Here is a 20,135-nt window from a genome sequence, read left to right on the forward strand (position 1 = left end):
ATTAAAATCTTAAGAAAAATGGATTGGGTCTATGTCAATTGTAACGTTTTGTAACATTTTATAATTTAGTGCAAGGCTAGAAAGTAACATTTTGTGCCTTGAGCTGATTAAAAGCTGGTATCTGTATTTGTTTTTTATTTTTTCAATAGCACATTTTCCATAGCCTAAAAGTTCATAATCATCATCTTTTTTACTATCTAAAAGATTTTTCGCTATTGCTTGGCATAAAAGATTTGCACTATTTTCGTCTTTATCTTCTATGATTATTCTTAGCATTCTTGTAAATGGTGGGTATTTCATTCTAAAAGCTGCTTCATCTTCTAAAAATAAATCATAATCATTTAAATAGTTTTTAAAAAATTCTTCTTGTTTTGTTTGAATTAACACCTTTGATTCTTTGCTTCTTCCTGCCCTGCCGCTTACTTGAATTGCTAGTGCTAAAGTGTTTTCTCTTGCTTTAAAATCTGGGTAAAACAAATACTCATCAAGTCCTAAGATAGCACAAAAAGTTACATTTGCATAATCATGCCCTTTTGAAACCATTTGAGTGCCGATTAAAATATCAATTTTATTATCATTAAAATCATTTAAAAGTTGTTTTAATTTACTTGCACTGCTAAGCTCATCGCTATCTAATTTTGCAATTACTGCATTAGAAAATATTTTTTGTAATTCGCTCATAATTTGTGCAGTACCTTGAATTTTACTTTCTAGCATTGTGCTATTGCAGTATTCGCAATTTTGTTTTATTTTTTCTTTATGATTGCAATAATGGCATTTGTAAATATCATTATGCACACTCATAGCAATTGAGCAATTTGGACATAATTTTTTTTGTCCGCAGTCTTTGCATAAAACCTGCCTAAAATTTCCACGCACAGGTAAAAATATTATACTTTGCTCTTTTTTTTCTAAATTTTCTTTTAAATTAGATAGCAGCAAAGGGCTTAAAAGAGTGTTTGAGTTATCATAAACAAATTCTTTTTTGCTTTCTTTAAAAGAGCCTTTTAGCCTAACTTTTGCAATATTTTGATTTATGTAAGAATTAAGAGAAGGCGTAGCACTTCCTAAAACTATTTTAGCCTTTGATATTTTTGCTAAATAAAGGGCTAAATCTTTTGCATTATAGCAAGGGTAAGTGCTTGATTTATAGGAATTATCATGCTCTTCATCTACTATTATTAAGCCAAGATTTGTAAATGGTAAAAACAAAGCCGACCTAGCACCTAAGACTAATTTAACTTCACCGCTTAATAATTGTTTTAGTGATTTTTGTTTATTTGTCTTTGTGATTTTGCTGTGCCAAGTAATAAAATTGAAGTATTTTTGCATTCTTTTTTGCATTTGTGGGGTTAGGCTTATTTCAGGCATTAAAAATAAAACTTGTTTATTTTCTTTTAAACACTCATCTATTAAATGAGTATAAATTTCTGTTTTTCCGCTCCCTGTATCTCCAAAAATTAAAGAAAATTGGTTTTGCTTACAATGTTTTAAAGCATTTTCTTGCTTTGTGCTAAGCTCTGGTAATTCTTTACTTTCATAGATAAATTCTTGTTTTTCATAGCTACTTGCAAAAACAAAATCTTTTAAACATAAAGATATATTTGCTGCGTAATATTTGCTTATGAATTCACATAATTTTTTTTGCTCATCAAATAAGATTTCATTATTTATACAATTAATTTCTTTTGTATTAAAACTTGGTTTATCGCATTTATTTATTACAGCTGCATTTACAAGACCTTGAGATTTTAGCGGAACCAAAACCTTTGTAAATGCTTTTATATCTTCTTTTGAGTGATAACTTAATTTTTCTAAATTGCGATTAATTATTGCAACTTCGTAATAATTCATTAAAGTTTATTTTCACAATCAAAAGAATTATTTATTAGTTTTTTTCTACTTCCTTTTTTATCTGTGCATACTTTGCATTCTACATATTCGCATTTTAATCTTGCTGAATAATCATTGTATGAAAAATAAAAAGTTACATTTGGGTTCATTTCGTATTTAAATAAACTTGTTTTTGCCTTGTCATTTGTGCGGTTTTTTATATTTGTAACATTAATACCTGTAACCCCGCCGTCGCTGATATCGCTTTTTTTCTTATTTTCATACACAGGTGTCCATTTTTTAAAGCCAGTTTCTGATACTAAACCTGCAAAGGTATTTTTACCTTTAATAGGTGTTAATTCAGTCGTAGAGCGGTAATCTCCTTTAAATATATTTTCTGTTAATTTAGTTTGTAAGTATGTATTTACTGAATTAACTTCACTTTGAAGTTTTTTGATATCGCCTTTAAATCTAAAATCAAAAAAAGACACCAAAGCACTAGCAGAAAGCACACCGATTACAACGATTACAACTATAAGCTCTATCATACTTACAGCTTTTTTATTTTTACTATATTTTTTCATCTTTTACCAACATTCTAAAGCAGGATAATCATTTAAATCTTTGCTAGTCCAATCGCTAGGATTAACACATTCAAGCCTACCTTCTTTGTAATTATAAACAAAATAATAAGTTTTAGGTTTTTTCTTGTTTTCTGTAATATACACTATAAAGGCTGTTTGAGAACCAGCTACGCCTGATTTAAAATTTGTATCAAAAATTGCTGCTTGGTCTTTTTCTGGCTTTGTAAATGGTGCAGAGATTTTACCCCAGCCAATATTATTTGTTTTTTTATACCCGTTTGTATCTGCACCGCTTTCAAAAAGATTTGAAAAATATGTAGATTCTTTTCCTGAAAATGGTTCTGTGATTATACAAACATCCTTTGTATTTGTTCTATTAGTACAGTTAAAAATAGGAAAAGTAATAAAACCTGTTTTATACATTTGCTCTTGTCCGTGGGCAAGTAAGGCTGCATTTACCTTAGCTACTTCATCTCTTGCCTTTAGCACTAAGGCATCGCTTCTAGTTAAAAATAGTTTTGGCATTGCAATACCTGCTAAAATACCTAATATAACCAAGACAAAGACAATTTCTATCATAGTAAATGCTTTTTTCATCTCTTCTCCTTTTTACATACCTAAATCACTGCAAGGTAGTTTTTTTGTATCTGCTGAAGTACTATCGCATTTAAATTCCCCAGTATTTGGCTCATACGAAAAAGCATAATATTTATCACTATTATTTTTAGGAAAAAAAACATATTTCTTTGGATCATCCTTATAACTATCCCAACCAACATGCTTACCATTTCTTGGTACAGAAGGCGTTTGTAAGATATTTTCAAATAAAGGCTTACTTCCAGGGCAACCTGTATATGAGCCTACTTTTTTGCAAAGTCTATCAGGATATTTTTTTACACCATTGTCAATATATTCACTAGCAGCGTAAGCTTCTATACCTTTTTTTATTTCTTGGATTGTGTTTAATAATTGAGCTTTTACAGCATCATCTTTGGTTACAAAAAGTTTTGGAGCAGCAACACTTGCTAAAATTCCTATAATTACAATTACAAAAATTAGCTCCATCATAGAATAAGCTTTTTTCATTTTTTCACCTTAATTGTTCTATTATTTTGTTTATATCCTCTTCTAATTTTTGTATTTTATCAGTTAAAAGCTTATTTTCTTCTTTAATTTGCTCATATGAATAAAACAAAGCTAGATAATCTTTTATAAAATCATCAATTTTAATCGTGCTTACATCTTTGCTAATAAGCTCATCAAGTCTAGCTTTGATTTTATAGCTTCTATCGTCGTTTGGTATTTTAGCGCTATATTTTCTAGCGCCTAAAGAAATGTCAATTTGTTTCAAAAACTTGCTCTAATGATTTTTCTATATCTTCTAAAACTAATTGTTTTTCTAAAACTTCATTTTCTAATTTTTCAATTTCTATTTTTTGCTCACTTGCAAGAGCCTTTGCTTGAATTAATTCATTTCTTAAATTTTCGTTTTCTGCTTTAAGATTATTGTATTTTGCTATTAAATCAGCAATTTTTGTACTTAGTGTTGATGTGATTTCGTTCATAATATTTCCTTAGATGTTTAACCTTAATTAAAATTAAAAAAGCACAATTTTAGTAAGTAATAGTAAATATGTTAAGGAAAAAATAATGTTTGAATTAAAAAGCAATTTCACTCCATCGCCAGACCAAGCTCAAGCAATAAAAAAGATTGTTCAAGGTGTTAAAAATAATAAAAAATATCAAACCCTTTTAGGCGTAACAGGAAGTGGAAAAACTTTTACAATGGCAAATGTAATAAAAGAACTTAATATGCCAACTTTAATTATGAGCCACAACAAAAGCTTATGCGCTCAACTCTACAGTGAATTTAAGGGCTTTTTTGCAAATAATCATGTAGAGTATTTTATATCTTATTATGATTATTATCAGCCAGAAGCTTATATCCCAAGAACTGACACCTTTATTGAAAAAGATTCAAGTGTAAATGTAGATTTAGAAAGATTAAGGCTTAGTGCAAGTGCGTCTTTATTATCTTTTGATGATTGTGTTTGTATTGCTTCTGTGTCTGCAAATTACGGACTTGGTAACCCTGCTGAATATATTGGAATGGTGGAATATTTTGAGCTTGGAAAAACATATAATCAAAGAGATTTGTTGCTACATTTAGTAGCAATGGGATACACAAGAAACGATAATTTTTTTGATAGGGGTAATTTTAGAGTAAATGGCGATGTAGTTGATATTTTTCCTGCTTATTTTGAAGATGATGCAATTAGGCTAGAATTTTTTGATGATGAGCTTGAGAGAATGTACTCATTTAATAGTTTTGATGGAAAAAAAATTAAAGAATTTAACAGTTTTACCTTGTACGCTACAAGCCAATTTTTAGTAGCTAAAGATACCTTAAATGAAGCTTGTATAAAAATTGAAAAAGAGCTAGAGCAAAGGTTAAAATTCTTTAACGATAACAATAAATTACTTGAAGCACAGCGTTTAGAACAAAGGGTTGAGTTTGATTTAGAAATGCTAAGAGCTACTGGAATGTGCAAGGGTATTGAAAATTATTCAAGGCATTTAAGCGGCTTAGAAGAAGGGCAAACTCCTTATACGCTTTTTGATTATTATGCTATTAAAAATAAACCATTTTTAGTAATTGTAGATGAAAGCCATGTTAGCTTACCGCAGTTTCGTGGAATGTTTGCAGGAGATAGGGCTAGAAAAGAAGTTTTAGTTGAATATGGTTTTCGCTTACCAAGTGCTTTAGATAATCGTCCTTTAAAATTTGATGAATTTATTGAAAAAAATTGCTTTTTTTTATTTGTATCCGCAACACCTGCGCCGCTTGAATTAGAGCTTAGTAAAGACTGCGTTTATGAGCAAATTATGAGACCTACTGGTTTATTAGACCCAAAAATAGAAGTAATTGATAGTAAAAATCAAATTGAACATTTATACGATGAGATAAAAAAGGTCGTAGCTAAAGATGAAAGAGTTTTGATTACGACTTTAACAAAAAAAATGGCACAAGATTTGCAAAGTTATTATTTAGACTTAGGAATTAAGTGTAAATATATGCATTCTGATATTGACGCTATTGAAAGAAACGAGCTTATTAGGGGTTTAAGAAGTAAAGATTATGATGTTTTAATAGGAATAAATCTTTTAAGAGAAGGGCTTGATTTACCTGAAGTAAGTTTAATTGCTATTTTAGATGCTGATAAAGAAGGTTTTTTACGCTCAAGCACAAGTTTAATCCAAACAGCAGGAAGAGCAGCTAGAAATGTAAATGGCAGGGTTATTTTTTATGCACAAAAAATTACAAAATCAATGCAAGAGACAATAGATATTACAAATATGCGTAGAAAAAAACAAGAAGAATATAATAAAAAGCACAATATTACTCCAAAAAGTGTTGAAAGAAGACTAGAAAATACTTTAAAACAAGAGCAGTATCAAATGCCAAAAAAAGTAGAAAAAATGCCAGCTAAAGAAAGAGCAAAATTAGTTGATGAATTAACAAAAAAAATGAAAGCAGCAGCAAAAGAGCTTGATTTTGAACAAGCAGCTTATTTTAGAGACGAGATAAAAAAATTAAAAAAGATTTAGGATAAAAATGATTTATTTAGTAGGTTTAAAGCAAGATAAAAATATAGCACAAATTGTTGTAAATAAGATATTTTATAATACTTTTAGTGTTGATTTTTCTAAATATAATTCAGTAATTATCACTAGCAAAAATGCCGTAAAAGCATTAGAATTTAATAAAATAAAAATAGCAAAACACATAAAAATTTTTAGCATAGGTTTAAGTACTACAAAGTATTTAAATGAGCTTTCATATAATGTGTTTTATACAGGTTGCAGCGGACATTCAAGCGAATTTAAATATGAAATCTTAGACAAATTAGAAAGTAAGGTTTTATATTTAAAAGCAAAGGAGATTAAATCAAATTTAGATGAGTTTTTGCTTTCAAAAAACATTGATATTGAGATTATTAACGCTTATAAAAATATTGATTGCGAGTGTGAATTTAAGATTAATAAAGATGATATTTTAATTTTTTTAGCACCAAGTAGCGTAAGGTCGTTTTTTTGCAAAAACAAGGCTATAATTGCTGATGAGCAAAGACTTATTTGTATTGGAAGAAGTACAGAAGATGAGCTTAAAAAATACACAAAAAATAAAATTTATATCCCGCAATATCCTAATATTGATGAGTGTATAAAATTAGCAAAGGAAATGAAGTGAAATTATTAGCAATTGCTTTAGAAAATTCAGCAAATGACCATTTAAAACATATTTTAGATGGTTTAAATAATCTTAGTTTATATGGGATTTTTGATAAAAATATAAATGTGCAAAATAAGAATAATTATTGTGATTTTAGCGAATTTAACGCTATGGGTTTTGTGCAAATTCTACCATTAATTTTAAAGGCAAAAAGAGCGATTAAAGATTTATGTAATATTGCTTTAAAAGAAAATATTGATAAGATTTTATTAATTGATAGCCCAGCTTTTAATATCCCTTTTGCAAAGGAGTTAAGAAAGCAGGGCTTTAAAGGAAAAATAATTTATTTTATCTTGCCGCAAGTTTGGGCTTGGAAAGAAGGAAGAATAAAGGTTGTTGAAGCTTTATGCGATGAATTAATAGGCATTTTACCTTTTGAAAAAAATTATTTTAAAAACTCGCATTATTTTGGAAACCCAAGCTTTAATGCTTTAAAATCTTATTTTAAAAATGATGTAAATTCTAAAAAACAAATAGCCTTTTTAGCAGGTTCAAGAAAGAGCGAAATTAAGGCTTTAATGCCTATTTTTAGACAATTAAGAAAAAGATTTAGCGATTATGAATGTATTCTTTGTGTGCCTAGCTTTTTAAAAGATAGCTTAGATTATTATGGCGATATAAGTGAGTTTAAGATTAGTTTTGATACATTAGGTGTTTTAAAAGAATGCGAGTTTGCTTATATTTGTTCAGGTACAGCATCTTTACAGGCTGGTTTAATTGGAACTTGCTTTTGTTTATGTTATAAGGCTAAAATAATAGATTATCTCATTGCAAAAAATCTTGTGAAAATTAAGTACATTGGTTTATGTAATATTATTTTTGATAAAACAAACAATAAAATATTTCACAAAGAATTTATACAAAATTTTGATATTGATGAAATGTATAAAGAATTTATGCAAAGAAATAAAGAAGAATTTTTAGAAAAATCAAAACTTTTAAGAGAGCTTTTAAGCGGAGATTTTTCAAAGCAAATACAGCAAATTATCAAGGAGTGAAAATGCAGATTTTAATGACAAATGCAGGTTATGAAAAATTATACAAAGAGCTTGAGAATTTAAAGATGGTTGAGCGTCCAAATGTTGTAAAAGAAATAGATATCGCAAGGTCTCACGGAGATTTAAAAGAAAACGCTGAATACCACGCAGCAAGAGAAAGACAAAGTTTTATAGAAGGAAAAATAGCAGAATTAAGCGATATTTTAGCAAAGGCACAAATTGTTAATCCTGCAGAATTTAATCATGATAAAGTGCGTTTTGGAAGTACGGTAACCTTGCTTGATTTAGATAGCGATGAAGAAAAAACTTTAAGTGTTGTTGGTGCTTATGAAGGCGATTTAGAAAAGGGTTATATTAGTATAAATTCTCCAATTGCAAAAGCGATGCTAGGTAAAGAAGAAGGCGATGAAATAGAAGTAAATTTACCTAAAGGCAAAGCAAGTTATGAGATTTTAAGTGTAAGTTATAAAGAATTAAAATTTTAATGCTTGAGATAAAAAACGGAGCAATTTTTGTAGCTGATGTGCATTGTATGCCAGAAGATAGCAGCTTTTATGAATTTTTAGACGCAATTTTGTGTGAAAAAATAAAATGCAATCAGCTAATTTTACTAGGAGATATTTTTGCACTTTTAATAGGCAAAATCCCTAAAAGTATTCAAGATAATAAAAAAGTAATTGATAAGATTAACGAACTTGCTAATAAAATAGAGCTTATTTATTTTGCAGGAAATCATGATTTTTATTTAGACAATATTTTTACAAATGTGAAAATATATAAAAGAGAAGTGGTTTTTGCAAGACATAATAATAAAATTTTATGCCTTGCGCACGGAGATATTTTTCTACCAAAATTTACTCAATTTGCACTTAATTTACTTCAAAATAACTTTATTTTAACATTTTTATGCCTTTTAAACACTTTATGTTTTAATTTAATTTATAAAAAGATTTGCAATAGACAAAAGGTAAAAATACTTTATAAAAAGCTAGAAAATTTTAAAGAAATAGTAAGCAAGAGAATGCAAAGCTATAAGGCATTTTTAGAAAAAAATGACCTAAAAATAGATATGATTATTGAAGGGCATTTTCATCAGGGTAAATCTTATAAATTTGATAATGTAGATTATTTTAATTTAGATGCTTTTGCAAACGACCGAAGTTTTTTTATACTAGAATATGCAGAACTTAAAAAGCAATGCTTTAAAAAATAAGGAGTAAAAATGGCTGAAGATAAGATATTAAAAGCTGACTCTAACGAAATGGAGCTTGTAGATTTTCGTATTTATAAGCAAGGTATGAATAAAGTTTATGAAGGGATTTACGGCGTAAATGTTGCTAAGGTAAAAGAAATTATTAAAATCCCAGCATTAACCGAATTACCAGGCGTTCCTGAATATATTGAAGGAGTGTTTGATTTGCGTGGAGTTGTGATACCAGTAATTAATCTTGCAAAATGGATGAATATTATTGAACCAAAGGATATGGTTTTAAAACCAAGAATTATTATTGCTGAATTCTCAAATATTATGATTGGTTTTATTGTTCATGAAGCAAAAAGAATTAGAAGAATAAATGCAAGTGCAATTAGGGGTTCTGATTTTTCTACAAACACTGGCGGTTTTGATAAAAGCCAAATCACAGGAATAGCTAAAATTGAAAACGATGAAGTTTTATTAATTTTAGATTTAGAAAGAATAGTTGAAGAGCTTGGAATTTATTCTCCAAAAATTGATATTGAAGAAAAAGAAATTAAAAAAATGACAGGAACAGCAGTTGTAGTTGACGATAGCTCTACTGCTAGAAAATTAGTTCATGATGCTTTAGCTAAAATGGGATTTAAAGTAATTGAGGCTAAAGATGGAGTTGATGGGCTTAATAAAATGAATGAATTATATGCTTTATATGATAAAGATATCGCATCTCAAGTTAAGGTTATCATAAGCGATGTTGAAATGCCGCAAATGGACGGATTTCATTTTGCTGCAAAATTAAAAGAAGATGGTAGATTTAAAGGAATTCCAATTATATTTAACTCTTCTTTAAGTAATGAATTTTCAGCAGTTAAAAGTAAAGATGTTGGCGGAGACGCATTTTTAACTAAATTTGATGCAAATGTATTTTATAAAGAAGTTTCAAAAATTATTGAATCTTATATTAATAAGTAAGGAGCGAAAATGGAAGATATGCAAGAGATATTAGAAGACTTTTTAGTAGAAGCCTTTGAATTAATTGAACAAATAGACCACGATTTGGTTGAACTTGAAAGTAATCCAGAAGATTTAGAGTTGCTAAACCGCATTTTCCGTGTTGCTCATACCGTAAAGGGTTCATCAAGCTTTTTGAATTTTGATGTTTTAACAAAATTGACACATCATATGGAAGATGTATTAAATAAGGCAAGACACGGCGAATTAGTAATTAGCCCTGATATTATGGATGTAGTTTTAGAATCTATTGATATGATGAAAGATTTATTACATAGCATAAAAGATAATGGCAATGATACAGCTATAAATATGGATATTGAGCCTATTTGTGCAAGACTTACTGCTATTAGCGAAGGTAAAGAAGTTGCTAGTGTTGAAGTTGAAGATAAAAAAGATATTGAGCAAAAAATTGAAGAATTAGTAGCTCAAGATAGCGACGCAAATGATAGTAATGAAGAAGTTGATGTGAATTCTTTAAGTGCTGATGAGGTTGAAGCTGAGATTGAAAGATTATTAAAGCAAAGAAAAGCAGAAGACAAAGCAAGAAGAGAGCAAAAAAAGAACGAAGCTCCAGCAGCACAAAAAGAAAGCACTCCAGCAAGTACCCCAGCAAGCACTCCAGCGCCAAAGGCGGCTAGTGCAAGTTCTGTAAGTGCTAAAAAAGAAAGCAATTCTAAAACTCAAGCTCCAGCAGCACAAGATAAAGGCGCTTCAAATATGGACCAAACAATTCGTGTTGAAGTAAAAAGACTTGATAATTTAATGAATTTAATTGGAGAGCTAGTTTTAGGTAAAAATAGACTTTTAAAGATTTATGATGATGTGGAAGAAAGATATGAAGGTGAAAAATTCATAGAAGAATTAAACCAAGTAGTAAATCAATTAAGTGTAGTTACAACTGATATTCAATTAGCTGTAATGAAGACAAGAATGCAACCTATTGCTAAAGTATTTAACAAATTCCCAAGAGTTGTTAGAGATTTAAGCCGTGAATTAGGCAAGCAAATGGAGCTTGAATTAGAAGGTGAAGAAACAGAATTAGATAAATCAATTGTAGAAGAAATAGGCGACCCTATTATGCATATGATTAGAAATTCTTGCGACCACGGTGTTGAAGATACTCAAACTCGTATTGCCGCAGGTAAGCCAGAAAAAGGAACAGTGCAGTTAAAAGCATACAATGAAGGTAATCATATTGTTATTGAAATTGCTGATGATGGTAAAGGGCTTGACCCTGATGCTTTAAAATCTAAAGCAATTGAAAAAGGTGTAATTACTGAAAGAGAAGCAGATAATATGAGCGATAAAGAAGCTTATACGCTTATTTTTAAACCAGGTTTTTCAACTGCTGCAAAGGTTACAAATGTTAGCGGTCGTGGTGTTGGAATGGATGTTGTTAAAACAAATATTGATAAGCTAAACGGGCTTATTGAAGTTGATAGTGAGCTTGGAAAAGGAACTGTAATTAAGTTAAAAATTCCATTAACTCTAGCAATTATTCAATCACTACTTGTAAAAACTCAAGAAGAATTTTATGCAATCCCACTTGCTAGTGTTCTTGAAACGGTTAGAGTTGCTATTGATGATATTTACACAATTGAAGGTAAAAATGTATTAAGACTTAGAGATGAGGTATTGTCTTTAGTAAGACTTAGCGACTTATTTGGGGTTAAACAAGTATTGGAAAATAGCGACCAAGCTTATGTAGTTGTTGTTGGTGCAGGAGCTAGTAAATTAGGTGTAATTGTTGATACTTTAATAGGTCAAGAAGAAGTAGTTATTAAGTCAATGGGTTATTACTTACAAAATATCACAGGTATTGCGGGTTCTACAATTCGTGGCGATGGTAAGGTTACTTTAATTGTTGATGTTGGCGCTATGATGGATATGGCAAAAGATGTTAAAGTAGATATTAAAGCTAGTGAAAATTCTCAAGAAAAACGCAAGAAAGAAAAGCCAAGCGATTATAATGTGCTTGTGGTTGATGACTCACAAATTGATAGAAATATTATGAAAAAGTCTCTTGAGCCGCTAGGAATTCATACTATTGAAGCTAGTAATGGTGTAGAAGCTTTAGGCATTGTAAAAAGTGGAGAGCATGCAATTGATGCAATGCTAATTGATATTGAAATGCCAAGAATGGATGGATATACCTTAGCAGGAGAAATTAGAAAGTACGCTAAATATAGAAATCTACCACTAATTGCTGTTACAAGTAGAACAAGCAAGAGCGATAGATTAAGAGGTGTTGAAGTTGGAATGACTGAGTATATTACTAAGCCTTATTCTGCTGAATACTTAGAAAGTGTAGTAAGAAAGAATTTAAAATTAGGATAAGAATATGGAAAAGTTAAATCAAGTTTTAAATAGACAACAAGAGCAAGTTCGCTCAAATAATGCAGCAGAAGTAAAAGACGATGCTATAAGACAATTGGTTGGATTTATGATTGATGAAGAAGAGTATGCAATTCCAATTTTAAGCATTCAAGAAATAATTAAACCTATTGAATACACTAGGGTTCCTAGTGTTCCTGATTATGTATTAGGTGTATTTAATATGCGTGGAAATGTAATACCTTTAATAGATTTAGCTAAGCGTTTTGGTTTAGGCAGCTCTAAACATACAGCGCATACTCGTTATATTGTTTTAAAGGGCGAAGAAGGTAATATTGGTTTTGTTATTGATAAATTAACAGAAGCAATTAAAATAAAAGAAAGTAATATAGACCAACCACCTGAAACCTTATTAAAAGAAAAGGGAATGATTGATGGAATTGGTAAGCAAGAAAATAGTATTTTAACTATTTTAAAGGTTGAAGCCTTAATGAAAAGAGATTTTTAATGAAAGCAAAATATAGTATATGGTGTGATTTTATTGAAAACTCTTTTTTAGATAATGAATTTATTCAGCTTTTAAGAGCTGATAAATTCTGTGGTGCAACAAGTAATCCAAGCATTTTTAAAAATGCTATTAGCACGAGCGCTTACTATAAAAATAAAATATCTCAACTAAATATAAAAGATAAAAAAGAATTATTTTTATTCTTAGCTTTAGAAGATATAAAAAAAGCAGCTAAAAAAATGGCATATTTATATAAAAAAGATAATAATGATGGTTTTATTTCTTACGAGTTAGAACCAACTTTATGTGATAATGCAGCTGCTAGCATTGCTCAAGGTTTAAGAATTGCTAATTTGGTAAATATGCCTAATTTAATGATAAAAGTTCCTGCAACAAAGGCTGGTTATGAGGTTATGTATACTCTTGCAGCACACGGAATTAGCATTAATGCTACTTTGATTTTTTCACAAGAACAAGCAAAAGCTTGTAATGATGCTATTTCAAGTGGTATAAAAAAATCTAAAAGCAATAATAAAGGTGTTGTAAGTATTTTTGTAAGCAGGTTAGATGCAGCGTTAAATTATAAATATTCACAAAAAAATCAAATAGGAATTCAAAACGCAATTTACTGTGCAAATAGCGTAAAAGATGAGAATGTAAGAGCTTTATTTGCTTCAACTGGAGTTAAATCTAAAGATTTAAATAAAGATTATTATTTAGAGGAATTAGCCTTTTTAAACACCATAAATACAGCACCGCTTGATGCAATTCTTGCTTATAAAAACAAAAAATCTCCAATTGCTTTAACAAGCGAAGAAAAAGCTAAAGAATTTATTTTTAAAACGCTAAGTATTGAAGAATATAATCAAGCATGTAAAAAATTATTAAATGATGGTTTAGAGCAGTTTAATAAGGCTTATGATGATATATTAAATATTTTATAGGGGTTTTTATGTTAGAAATAGATATTGATAAATTATGCTGGGAATTAAGAGATGAGCTAGATGGTTTTTTAAATTCCTTAATTGACCAAGGTGGTAGTGATTTACACTTAACCTCAGGTGCTACTCCAAAGGCTAGAATTCACGGAGAGATTAATTCAGTCTCAGATAGAGTTTTAAGCAGAGATGATATGGTTGAGCTTTGTAAAGTGCTTACTAGAACAGATTTTAAAAGATTTGTAGAAAATAAAAATATAGACTTTTCGTATGATCCAAAAACAAACAAAGAAGGAACAAAATTTAAATATGCAAGTTCATTCCGTGTGAATTTATTTTTTACAACTCGTGGTCCTAGTGCAGTTTTTAGGGTTATACCTGATAAAATGCCTGATTTTGTTGGATTAAGACTGCCTAGCGTTTTACAAGAGATAGCTGATACTGAATCAAGAGGATTAATCTTAGTTACAGGTCCAACAGGTAGTGGTAAAACCACAACTCTAGCCTCAATGCTAAATTATATAAATCACAAGTTTAAAAGACATATAATTACAATTGAAGACCCTATTGAATTTAAATACGAACCAGCACAATCAATCGTAAATCAAAGAAACATAGGGCAAGATGCTATTAATTTTAGCGATGCTTTAAGGGCAGCACTTAGAGAAGACCCTGATATTATTTTAGTTGGTGAGATGAGAGATTTAGAAACTATTGAAGTTGCTATGCACGCAGCAGAAACAGGACACTTAGTTTTAAGTACTTTGCATACTATTAATGCACAAGAGACAATAAACCGTATTTTAGGTATGTTTCCATCAGAAGAACAAAATAGAATTAGAAGCTCGTTATCAAGTGTTTTAAGAGCAGTTGTTTCTCAAAGATTATGCAGAACCACAGACGGTAAAAGAACAGCCGCAGTAGAAATTCTTAGAGGAAATGAAAGAATTAAAAGAGCAATTTTAGATTATAAAGAAAATACAATAAGTGAAATTTTAAAAGATGGTACAATGAAGATGCAATCTTTTGACCAGCATTTATTTGTTTTATACACAGAAGGTAGAATTAGCGAAGAAGAAGCTTACGATAAAGCAAGTAACCCAAGTGATTTAAAAGTGCAAATTGATGGATATAAATTTGCAAATCAAGATGCAAATGCAAAAGTAAGTAAATTTAGATTGGTTAGCAATAATACAATTGAAGGCTAAAATTAAGTTTTAATTAAAGCAGAAGCGATATAATCATCGCTTTTTATTTTTTGAAAGGATTAATATGTTAGAAGGACAAATTAGACAGAGTATTGGTAGAAAAGCTACTAAGCAAGCAAGACAAGATGGTATGCTAATTGCTAACATTTATGGCAAAGGCACAGAAAACATTCACGCAACTTTTAAAGTAAATGAATTTATCAAAGAAGTTCGTAAAAAAGATGGACTTATTTTCCCTGTAAAAGTTGATGGAAAAGTTTATGAAGTAGTTATCGTTGATTATCAGCACCATCCAGTTACAAGTGCTATTTTGCATGTTGATTTAAAACTTGCATTAAAAGGTGTTGAAAGTTTTTATATGGTTCCTGTAAAAGTAGTAGGAAGTGCTATTGGTTTAAAAAATAAAGGTGTGTTAATTCAATCTAAACGCCGTTTAAAAGTAAAATGTAAAGCAGAAGATTTACCAAATAATTTTGAACTTGATGTTACAAATCTTGATGTTGGTGATGCTTTATTAGTTCGTGATATTAAAGTTAGTGATAAAGTTAAAATTATTGATGCAGGCAGAGTAGCGGTAGTTGGCGTAGAAAAAGCTAGATGATTTTAATAGTCGGACTAGGAAATCCAGGCGAGCGTTATTCAAACACTCGCCATAATATTGGATTTATGTTTCTTGATTTACTTATTAAAGAAAATAATCCAAGCAAGGTTAAACTATCTTGCGATGGAGAATTATACAAAGATTCAAAATATTTATATTTAAAACCACAAACATTTATGAATAATTCAGGTATTAGCGTTGCTAAGGTTGTTGATTTTTATAAGGTTGAAAGAATAATAGTTTGCCACGATGAGATGGATATTGAATTTAACAGAATAAAAATAAAAAAAGCTGGTTCAAGCGGCGGGCATAATGGGCTAAAAAGCATAGACAAACACATCGGCAACGACTACGAAAGACTTCGCATAGGCATAGGCAGACCGCAAAACAAAGAAGAAGTTATTAATTTTGTGCTTGAAGAATTTAATAAAGATGAAAAAGAAAAATTAAAAGACTTTTTAGAACACTGCAAAGAAGTCTTAAAATTCTTATTAAATAATAGCATACAAGAAAGTCAAAATAAATTTCACTAATTATTTTAAATAATAATACAAATACATTTTAATCAAAAACTCAAATTTAAAATTAATTTTTCATAAGAAAATTATAAGTTTGCAAAGCTAGAATAAAAAACATTAATTTTTATAATTAATTTATAAAATTAATATTATTTTAAGTAAAGGAGAGCTAATGAAAATATTAGTTTGTACTAAAATTGTTTATGATGAAGAACAATTGAAGTTTTCACCGTCAAATGGGGGGGGGGTATTAGATACCACAACACCATTAAAAATTTCTAACTTTGATCTTAGTGCGATTGAATGTGCATTAAAGATTAAATCCTTAAAAGCAGATTGCCAAATTATCGGACTTTACATAGGCGATTTGTTAAATTCCAAACTTTCTAAAGACCTTTTAAGCCGTGGTTTAGATGAGTTAATTCATTTAAAAACTCCTTGCAGCGATAGCATTGCAAGTGCAAATATTTTAGCTGATTATATGAATAATATTCAAGCTGATATTATTTTAGCTTCACAGGCTTCTTCTGATTTATTTCAAGGTGTTTTTGCACCATATTTAGCAGCAAAACTAGATTATGCTTATGTAAATGCCGTAAGTGATATAGAAAAAGTAGAAAATACACTTATACTAATGAGTAGCGACGCATTAAATGAGATGAAAATAAGCGTTGCAACTCCTTGCGTTTTATCCATTAATCCTGAAAGTTTTGAAGCAAAAATTCCAGGTATGAAAGCTATCTTAGCCGCTGCAAAAAAACCTGTAAAAGAAGAAAATGTTAAAGAGCAAAATTCTTTAGTAAATTGCATTGCTTTAAATTTACCAAAAGCACAAGATAGAGCAAAACAAATTTTTGATATGAAAAATATTGAAAATTTCAAAGCCGAGCTAGAAAAGTTATTTTAAAAGGAGCATATTATGAAAGTTTTTGTTTTTTCAAATGATATTGATAGCTTAAAAATAGTAAAAAAGATAAGTGAAATTGATGTGCATTTTTGCACAAAGGCAATGAGTACTTGCGCTAAAGAGCAAATCCTTTTGCAAATAGATGAGCAAACAAGTATTTTAGAAAGCGTAAATTACTTAGCAAAAGAGCTATCTTCTTGCCAAAAAGCCTTATTTATAACTTCAAGTTATTTTAAAGATATTGCTGCTTTATTAGCAGGTTATTTAAATGCTGGTGTGGTTTGTGATGTTGTAGAATTTAGCTTAGAAGATAAAGTTAAAACTAAAAATTTAGCTTATGGCGGTGCTTTAGTAAAAGAAAGCCAAATAGAATCTGATTTAGCCTTTATAAGCTTAAGTCCTAATTATATTTTTGATGATTATGAACTTGCTTTAAATGATATAGAAGCAAAAAATATTCAAATTACTAAAAATAAAATTCATATCAACGAACAAAGAAAAAAACAAAGTAACGATGTGGATTTAACCAAAGCAAAACTTATTTTAGCTGTTGGGCGTGGTTTTGCACAAAAACAAGACCTTGATTTAGCTTACCAATACGCAAATAAAATCAATGCACAAATTGCTTGCTCAAGACCAATAGCCGAAACTGAAAAATGGATTGATAAGTCAAGATATGTTGGAATTAGTGGAAATATCACTAGAGCAGATGTTTATATCGCAGTGGGTATTAGCGGACAAGTTCAGCATATGGTAGGTTGCAAAGACGCTAAAAAAATCGTTGTTATCAATAAAGATGAAAAAGCTCCAATCTTTGAACAAGCAGATTTAGCCATTGTTGGAGACTTAAAAGAAGTTTTAGCACAACTCATACAATAAAGGATAAAAGATGATTTATTTTGAAAATGAGGGATTAATTTGCGAATTAAATGATGGAATTTTGCTTTTAAAAATAAATAGAGAAAGCAAGGCAAATGCACTAAATGGCGTTACAAGTTATGCAATGGAAGAAGTTTTAAATAAAGCAGAAAATGATAAAGATGTAAGAGTGATTATCATTACAGGTGCAGGTTCTAAGGCTTTTTGCGCAGGAGAGGATTTAAGTGAGCTTAGCTCTAGTGGAGAATGCGCAACGGTTACTCCGCATGGTTTTGGTGGTATTACTAATCGCCTTAGCAAAAAACCAATCATAGCTGCTGTAAATGGTTTTGCTGTAGGTGGCGGTATGGAAATTGCAATGAGTTGCGATTTAATTGTTGCTGCAGAACATGCAAAATTTGGTTTAACTGAAGTAAAAGTTGGGCTTATTGCATCAACGGGTGGTTTGGTAAGATTAGCAAGAGATATACCTACAAAACTTGCAATGGATATGATGCTAACAGGCCGTGTGATTAAGGCTGATGAAGCTTTAAAACATAATCTTATTAATAAAGTTGTAAGTAGTGAAAATTTGCTTGATGAAGCTTATGAATTAGCAAGAACAATATGCAAAAACGCACCTCTTTCATTGGAATTTTCTAAGATGATTTTCCATAGAGCAAAGCAAATGAGCCTTGAAGACGCAACTGCTTATTGTGATATAGCTTATCGTTTTATAGAAAAGACTGCTGATGGTATTGAAGGTCCTAAGGCCTTTATGGAAAAAAGAGAAGCTAAATGGCAAGGCAAATGAGGTGCTATGATGGAAAATAAACAAAAAAATACGATTGAAGCGAAGGCGTTTTTTCCTTCTTTATTAGTCATTATACTGCTAGGCTATTTAGTAGTTAGAGACCTTGATAGTGCTAATGTTGTAATTAATAATATTTTTAATTATGTAACAAAAAATTGGGGCTTTGTGTTTGAGTGGTATATGGTTGTGATGCTGATTGCTTGGTGCTGGCTTGTTTTTGGTCCTTTAAAGGATAGAAAATTAGGAGATTCTAAGCCTGATTTTAGCACTTTAAATTGGATTTTTATGATGTTTGCAAGTTGTACTAGTGCGGCTATTATTTATTGGGCTGTGCTTGAGGTTTATTATTATGCAACTTCTTTACCTTTTGGTTATGCTCCTATGTCTAAAGAAGCAATGGGAGTGGCTTTATCTTATTCTATGTTTCACTGGGGTCCATTACCGTGGGCATCTTATGCACTTTTAGCGGTAGCTTTTGGTTATTTTATGTTTGTAAAAAAAGCAGATGTAATCCGCCCTAGCGGAATGTTAGCTCCTGCTATTGGCGAGAAACTTTCTAAGGGATTTTTGGGTGCTTTAATAGATAATGTTTATATCGTATCTTTAATCCTTGCAATGGGAACTTCTTTAGGTTTGGCAACTCCTATAGTAACAGAATGTATGCAATATCTTTTTGGTATTGAAAGAACTTTAATGCTTGATATGACTATTATTTCTTGCTGGGTTGTGTTTAATATTATTTGTGTTGTATTTGGGCTTTCAAAAGGGATTAAAATCGCTGCAGATATTAGAACTTATATGATGTTTATTATGATGGCTTATTGTTTTATTTTAGGTTCTAGCGCCTTTATTGTAAATTATTTTACAGATAGCGTAGGTGCTTTTATAAGTCATTTTGCAAGTATGATTTTTTATACAGATAGCATTAGCAATAATGGTTTTCCTCAAGCTTGGACTGTGTTTTATTGGTGCTGGTATATAGTATATGGAATACAAATGAGCATTTTCTTAGCACGCATTAGTAAAGGTAGAACGATAAGACAATTATGTATAGGAATGGTTGTAGGAATTAGTTCTTCTACTTGGTTACTTTGGGGAATTTTAGGTGGCAATACTATGAAACTAATGGTAGATAATGCTTTGGATATTGGAGCTATTATTAATCAATTTGGTGGCCCTAGAGCTATTATTGAAATTTGGTCGCATTTGCCATTTCCTACTGTAGCAATTTTTGGATTTTTTATCTTTTGTTTTATCGCAACAATTACTTTAATCAATGCAAGTTCATATACTTTAGCGATGAGCACTTGCAAGAATGTAAAAGAAGATGAAGAACCGCCTTTACTTATAAGAATTGGTTGGTGCATTTTAGTAGGCGTTGTAGGGGTAACTTTACTTGCTTTAGGAGGATTAAAACCTATACAAACAGCTATTATTGCTGGGGGTTGTCCTTTGTTTATTGTAAATATTTTATTGATAGTTGCATTTATTAAAGATGCCAAAAAAAGACAATGGTTTTAAGGAGTAAAAA

22 protein-coding genes are annotated in these 20,135 nt (G+C 30.1%); 16 read left to right on the top strand and 6 right to left on the bottom strand.

Going from position 1 to position 20,135, the window contains the following annotated elements:
• Positions 1 to 9: 9 nt before the first annotated feature.
• From CCANL266_RS00485 to CCANL266_RS00510, 6 genes are read right to left on the bottom strand one after another with little or no spacing between them, the layout of a single operon-like run.
• Positions 10 to 1,854, bottom strand: a complete 1,845-nt coding sequence (locus CCANL266_RS00485; RefSeq protein ID WP_172229865.1) for a primosomal protein N' — start codon at positions 1,852 to 1,854, stop codon at positions 10 to 12.
• Positions 1,854 to 2,417: a prepilin-type N-terminal cleavage/methylation domain-containing protein gene (locus tag CCANL266_RS00490; RefSeq protein ID WP_172229868.1), complete on the bottom strand. Its 564-nt coding sequence runs from the start codon at positions 2,415 to 2,417 to the stop codon at positions 1,854 to 1,856. The genes CCANL266_RS00485 and CCANL266_RS00490 overlap by 1 nt, the downstream gene beginning before the upstream one ends.
• A 3-nt stretch (positions 2,418 to 2,420) precedes the next feature.
• Positions 2,421 to 3,014 (bottom strand): type II secretion system protein, encoded by a 594-nt coding sequence (locus tag CCANL266_RS00495; RefSeq protein WP_172229871.1) that lies wholly within the window; start codon positions 3,012 to 3,014, stop codon positions 2,421 to 2,423.
• Positions 3,015 to 3,026: 12 nt separating this feature from the next.
• Positions 3,027 to 3,503 (bottom strand): type II secretion system protein, encoded by a 477-nt coding sequence (locus CCANL266_RS00500; RefSeq protein WP_172229874.1) that lies wholly within the window; start codon positions 3,501 to 3,503, stop codon positions 3,027 to 3,029.
• 4 nt (positions 3,504 to 3,507) lie between these two features.
• Positions 3,508 to 3,768 (bottom strand): hypothetical protein, encoded by a 261-nt coding sequence (locus tag CCANL266_RS00505; protein WP_172229877.1) that lies wholly within the window; start codon positions 3,766 to 3,768, stop codon positions 3,508 to 3,510.
• Complete coding sequence (locus CCANL266_RS00510) at positions 3,755 to 3,982, bottom strand: hypothetical protein (protein ID WP_172229880.1); 228 nt, start codon at positions 3,980 to 3,982, stop codon at positions 3,755 to 3,757. The genes CCANL266_RS00505 and CCANL266_RS00510 overlap by 14 nt, the downstream gene beginning before the upstream one ends.
• An 85-nt stretch (positions 3,983 to 4,067) precedes the next feature.
• Here CCANL266_RS00510 and uvrB point away from each other — a divergent pair, with 85 nt between their 5' ends.
• From uvrB to caiT, 16 genes are all read left to right on the top strand, one after another.
• Positions 4,068 to 6,026: an excinuclease ABC subunit UvrB gene (gene uvrB / locus CCANL266_RS00515; protein WP_172229883.1), complete on the top strand. Its 1,959-nt coding sequence runs from the start codon at positions 4,068 to 4,070 to the stop codon at positions 6,024 to 6,026.
• A 7-nt stretch (positions 6,027 to 6,033) separates the two neighbouring features.
• The gene (locus tag CCANL266_RS00520; protein WP_172229886.1) at positions 6,034 to 6,669 is read left to right on the top strand and encodes a uroporphyrinogen-III synthase; all 636 of its coding nucleotides are present in this window, start codon (positions 6,034 to 6,036) and stop codon (positions 6,667 to 6,669) included.
• Positions 6,666 to 7,709: a glycosyltransferase family protein gene (locus CCANL266_RS00525; protein WP_172229889.1), complete on the top strand. Its 1,044-nt coding sequence runs from the start codon at positions 6,666 to 6,668 to the stop codon at positions 7,707 to 7,709. Before CCANL266_RS00520 ends, CCANL266_RS00525 begins: the two co-directional genes overlap by 4 nt.
• A gap of 2 nt (positions 7,710 to 7,711) precedes the next feature.
• Positions 7,712 to 8,194 (top strand): transcription elongation factor GreA, encoded by a 483-nt coding sequence (gene greA, locus CCANL266_RS00530; RefSeq protein WP_224315973.1) that lies wholly within the window; start codon positions 7,712 to 7,714, stop codon positions 8,192 to 8,194.
• A complete protein-coding gene (locus CCANL266_RS00535) occupies positions 8,194 to 8,922 on the top strand; it encodes a UDP-2,3-diacylglucosamine diphosphatase (RefSeq protein ID WP_172229892.1) in 729 nt (242 codons plus the stop codon). The genes greA and CCANL266_RS00535 overlap by 1 nt, the downstream gene beginning before the upstream one ends.
• A gap of 9 nt (positions 8,923 to 8,931) precedes the next feature.
• Complete coding sequence (locus tag CCANL266_RS00540) at positions 8,932 to 9,876, top strand: chemotaxis protein (RefSeq protein WP_172229895.1); 945 nt, start codon at positions 8,932 to 8,934, stop codon at positions 9,874 to 9,876.
• Between the two features lie 9 nt (positions 9,877 to 9,885).
• Positions 9,886 to 12,255, top strand: a complete 2,370-nt coding sequence (locus CCANL266_RS00545; protein ID WP_172229898.1) for a hybrid sensor histidine kinase/response regulator — start codon at positions 9,886 to 9,888, stop codon at positions 12,253 to 12,255.
• 4 nt (positions 12,256 to 12,259) lie between these two features.
• A complete protein-coding gene (locus CCANL266_RS00550; RefSeq protein WP_172229901.1) occupies positions 12,260 to 12,760 on the top strand; it encodes a chemotaxis protein CheW in 501 nt (166 codons plus the stop codon).
• The gene (locus tag CCANL266_RS00555) at positions 12,760 to 13,704 is read left to right on the top strand and encodes a transaldolase (protein ID WP_172229904.1); all 945 of its coding nucleotides are present in this window, start codon (positions 12,760 to 12,762) and stop codon (positions 13,702 to 13,704) included. Before CCANL266_RS00550 ends, CCANL266_RS00555 begins: the two co-directional genes overlap by 1 nt.
• A gap of 8 nt (positions 13,705 to 13,712) precedes the next feature.
• Positions 13,713 to 14,906 carry a type IV pilus twitching motility protein PilT gene (locus CCANL266_RS00560; RefSeq protein ID WP_172229907.1) on the top strand — a complete coding sequence of 398 codons (1,194 nt, stop codon included), beginning with the start codon at positions 13,713 to 13,715 and terminating at the stop codon, positions 14,904 to 14,906.
• A gap of 64 nt (positions 14,907 to 14,970) precedes the next feature.
• The gene (locus tag CCANL266_RS00565) at positions 14,971 to 15,507 is read left to right on the top strand and encodes a 50S ribosomal protein L25/general stress protein Ctc (RefSeq protein WP_172229910.1); all 537 of its coding nucleotides are present in this window, start codon (positions 14,971 to 14,973) and stop codon (positions 15,505 to 15,507) included.
• The gene (gene pth / locus CCANL266_RS00570) at positions 15,504 to 16,040 is read left to right on the top strand and encodes an aminoacyl-tRNA hydrolase (RefSeq protein ID WP_172229913.1); all 537 of its coding nucleotides are present in this window, start codon (positions 15,504 to 15,506) and stop codon (positions 16,038 to 16,040) included. The genes CCANL266_RS00565 and pth overlap by 4 nt, the downstream gene beginning before the upstream one ends.
• 157 nt (positions 16,041 to 16,197) lie before the next feature.
• Positions 16,198 to 16,932: an adenine nucleotide alpha hydrolase family protein gene (locus CCANL266_RS00575; protein WP_172229916.1), complete on the top strand. Its 735-nt coding sequence runs from the start codon at positions 16,198 to 16,200 to the stop codon at positions 16,930 to 16,932.
• Positions 16,933 to 16,944: 12 nt separating this feature from the next.
• Positions 16,945 to 17,811: an electron transfer flavoprotein subunit alpha/FixB family protein gene (locus tag CCANL266_RS00580; protein WP_172229919.1), complete on the top strand. Its 867-nt coding sequence runs from the start codon at positions 16,945 to 16,947 to the stop codon at positions 17,809 to 17,811.
• A gap of 10 nt (positions 17,812 to 17,821) precedes the next feature.
• The gene (locus CCANL266_RS00585; protein ID WP_126213574.1) at positions 17,822 to 18,604 is read left to right on the top strand and encodes an enoyl-CoA hydratase-related protein; all 783 of its coding nucleotides are present in this window, start codon (positions 17,822 to 17,824) and stop codon (positions 18,602 to 18,604) included.
• A 9-nt stretch (positions 18,605 to 18,613) separates the two neighbouring features.
• A complete protein-coding gene (gene caiT, locus CCANL266_RS00590; protein WP_216657294.1) occupies positions 18,614 to 20,125 on the top strand; it encodes an L-carnitine/gamma-butyrobetaine antiporter in 1,512 nt (503 codons plus the stop codon).
• Positions 20,126 to 20,135: the final 10 nt, after the last annotated feature.

This window comes from Campylobacter canadensis (genome assembly GCF_013177655.1).
GTDB lineage: Bacteria > Campylobacterota > Campylobacteria > Campylobacterales > Campylobacteraceae > Campylobacter_E > Campylobacter_E canadensis.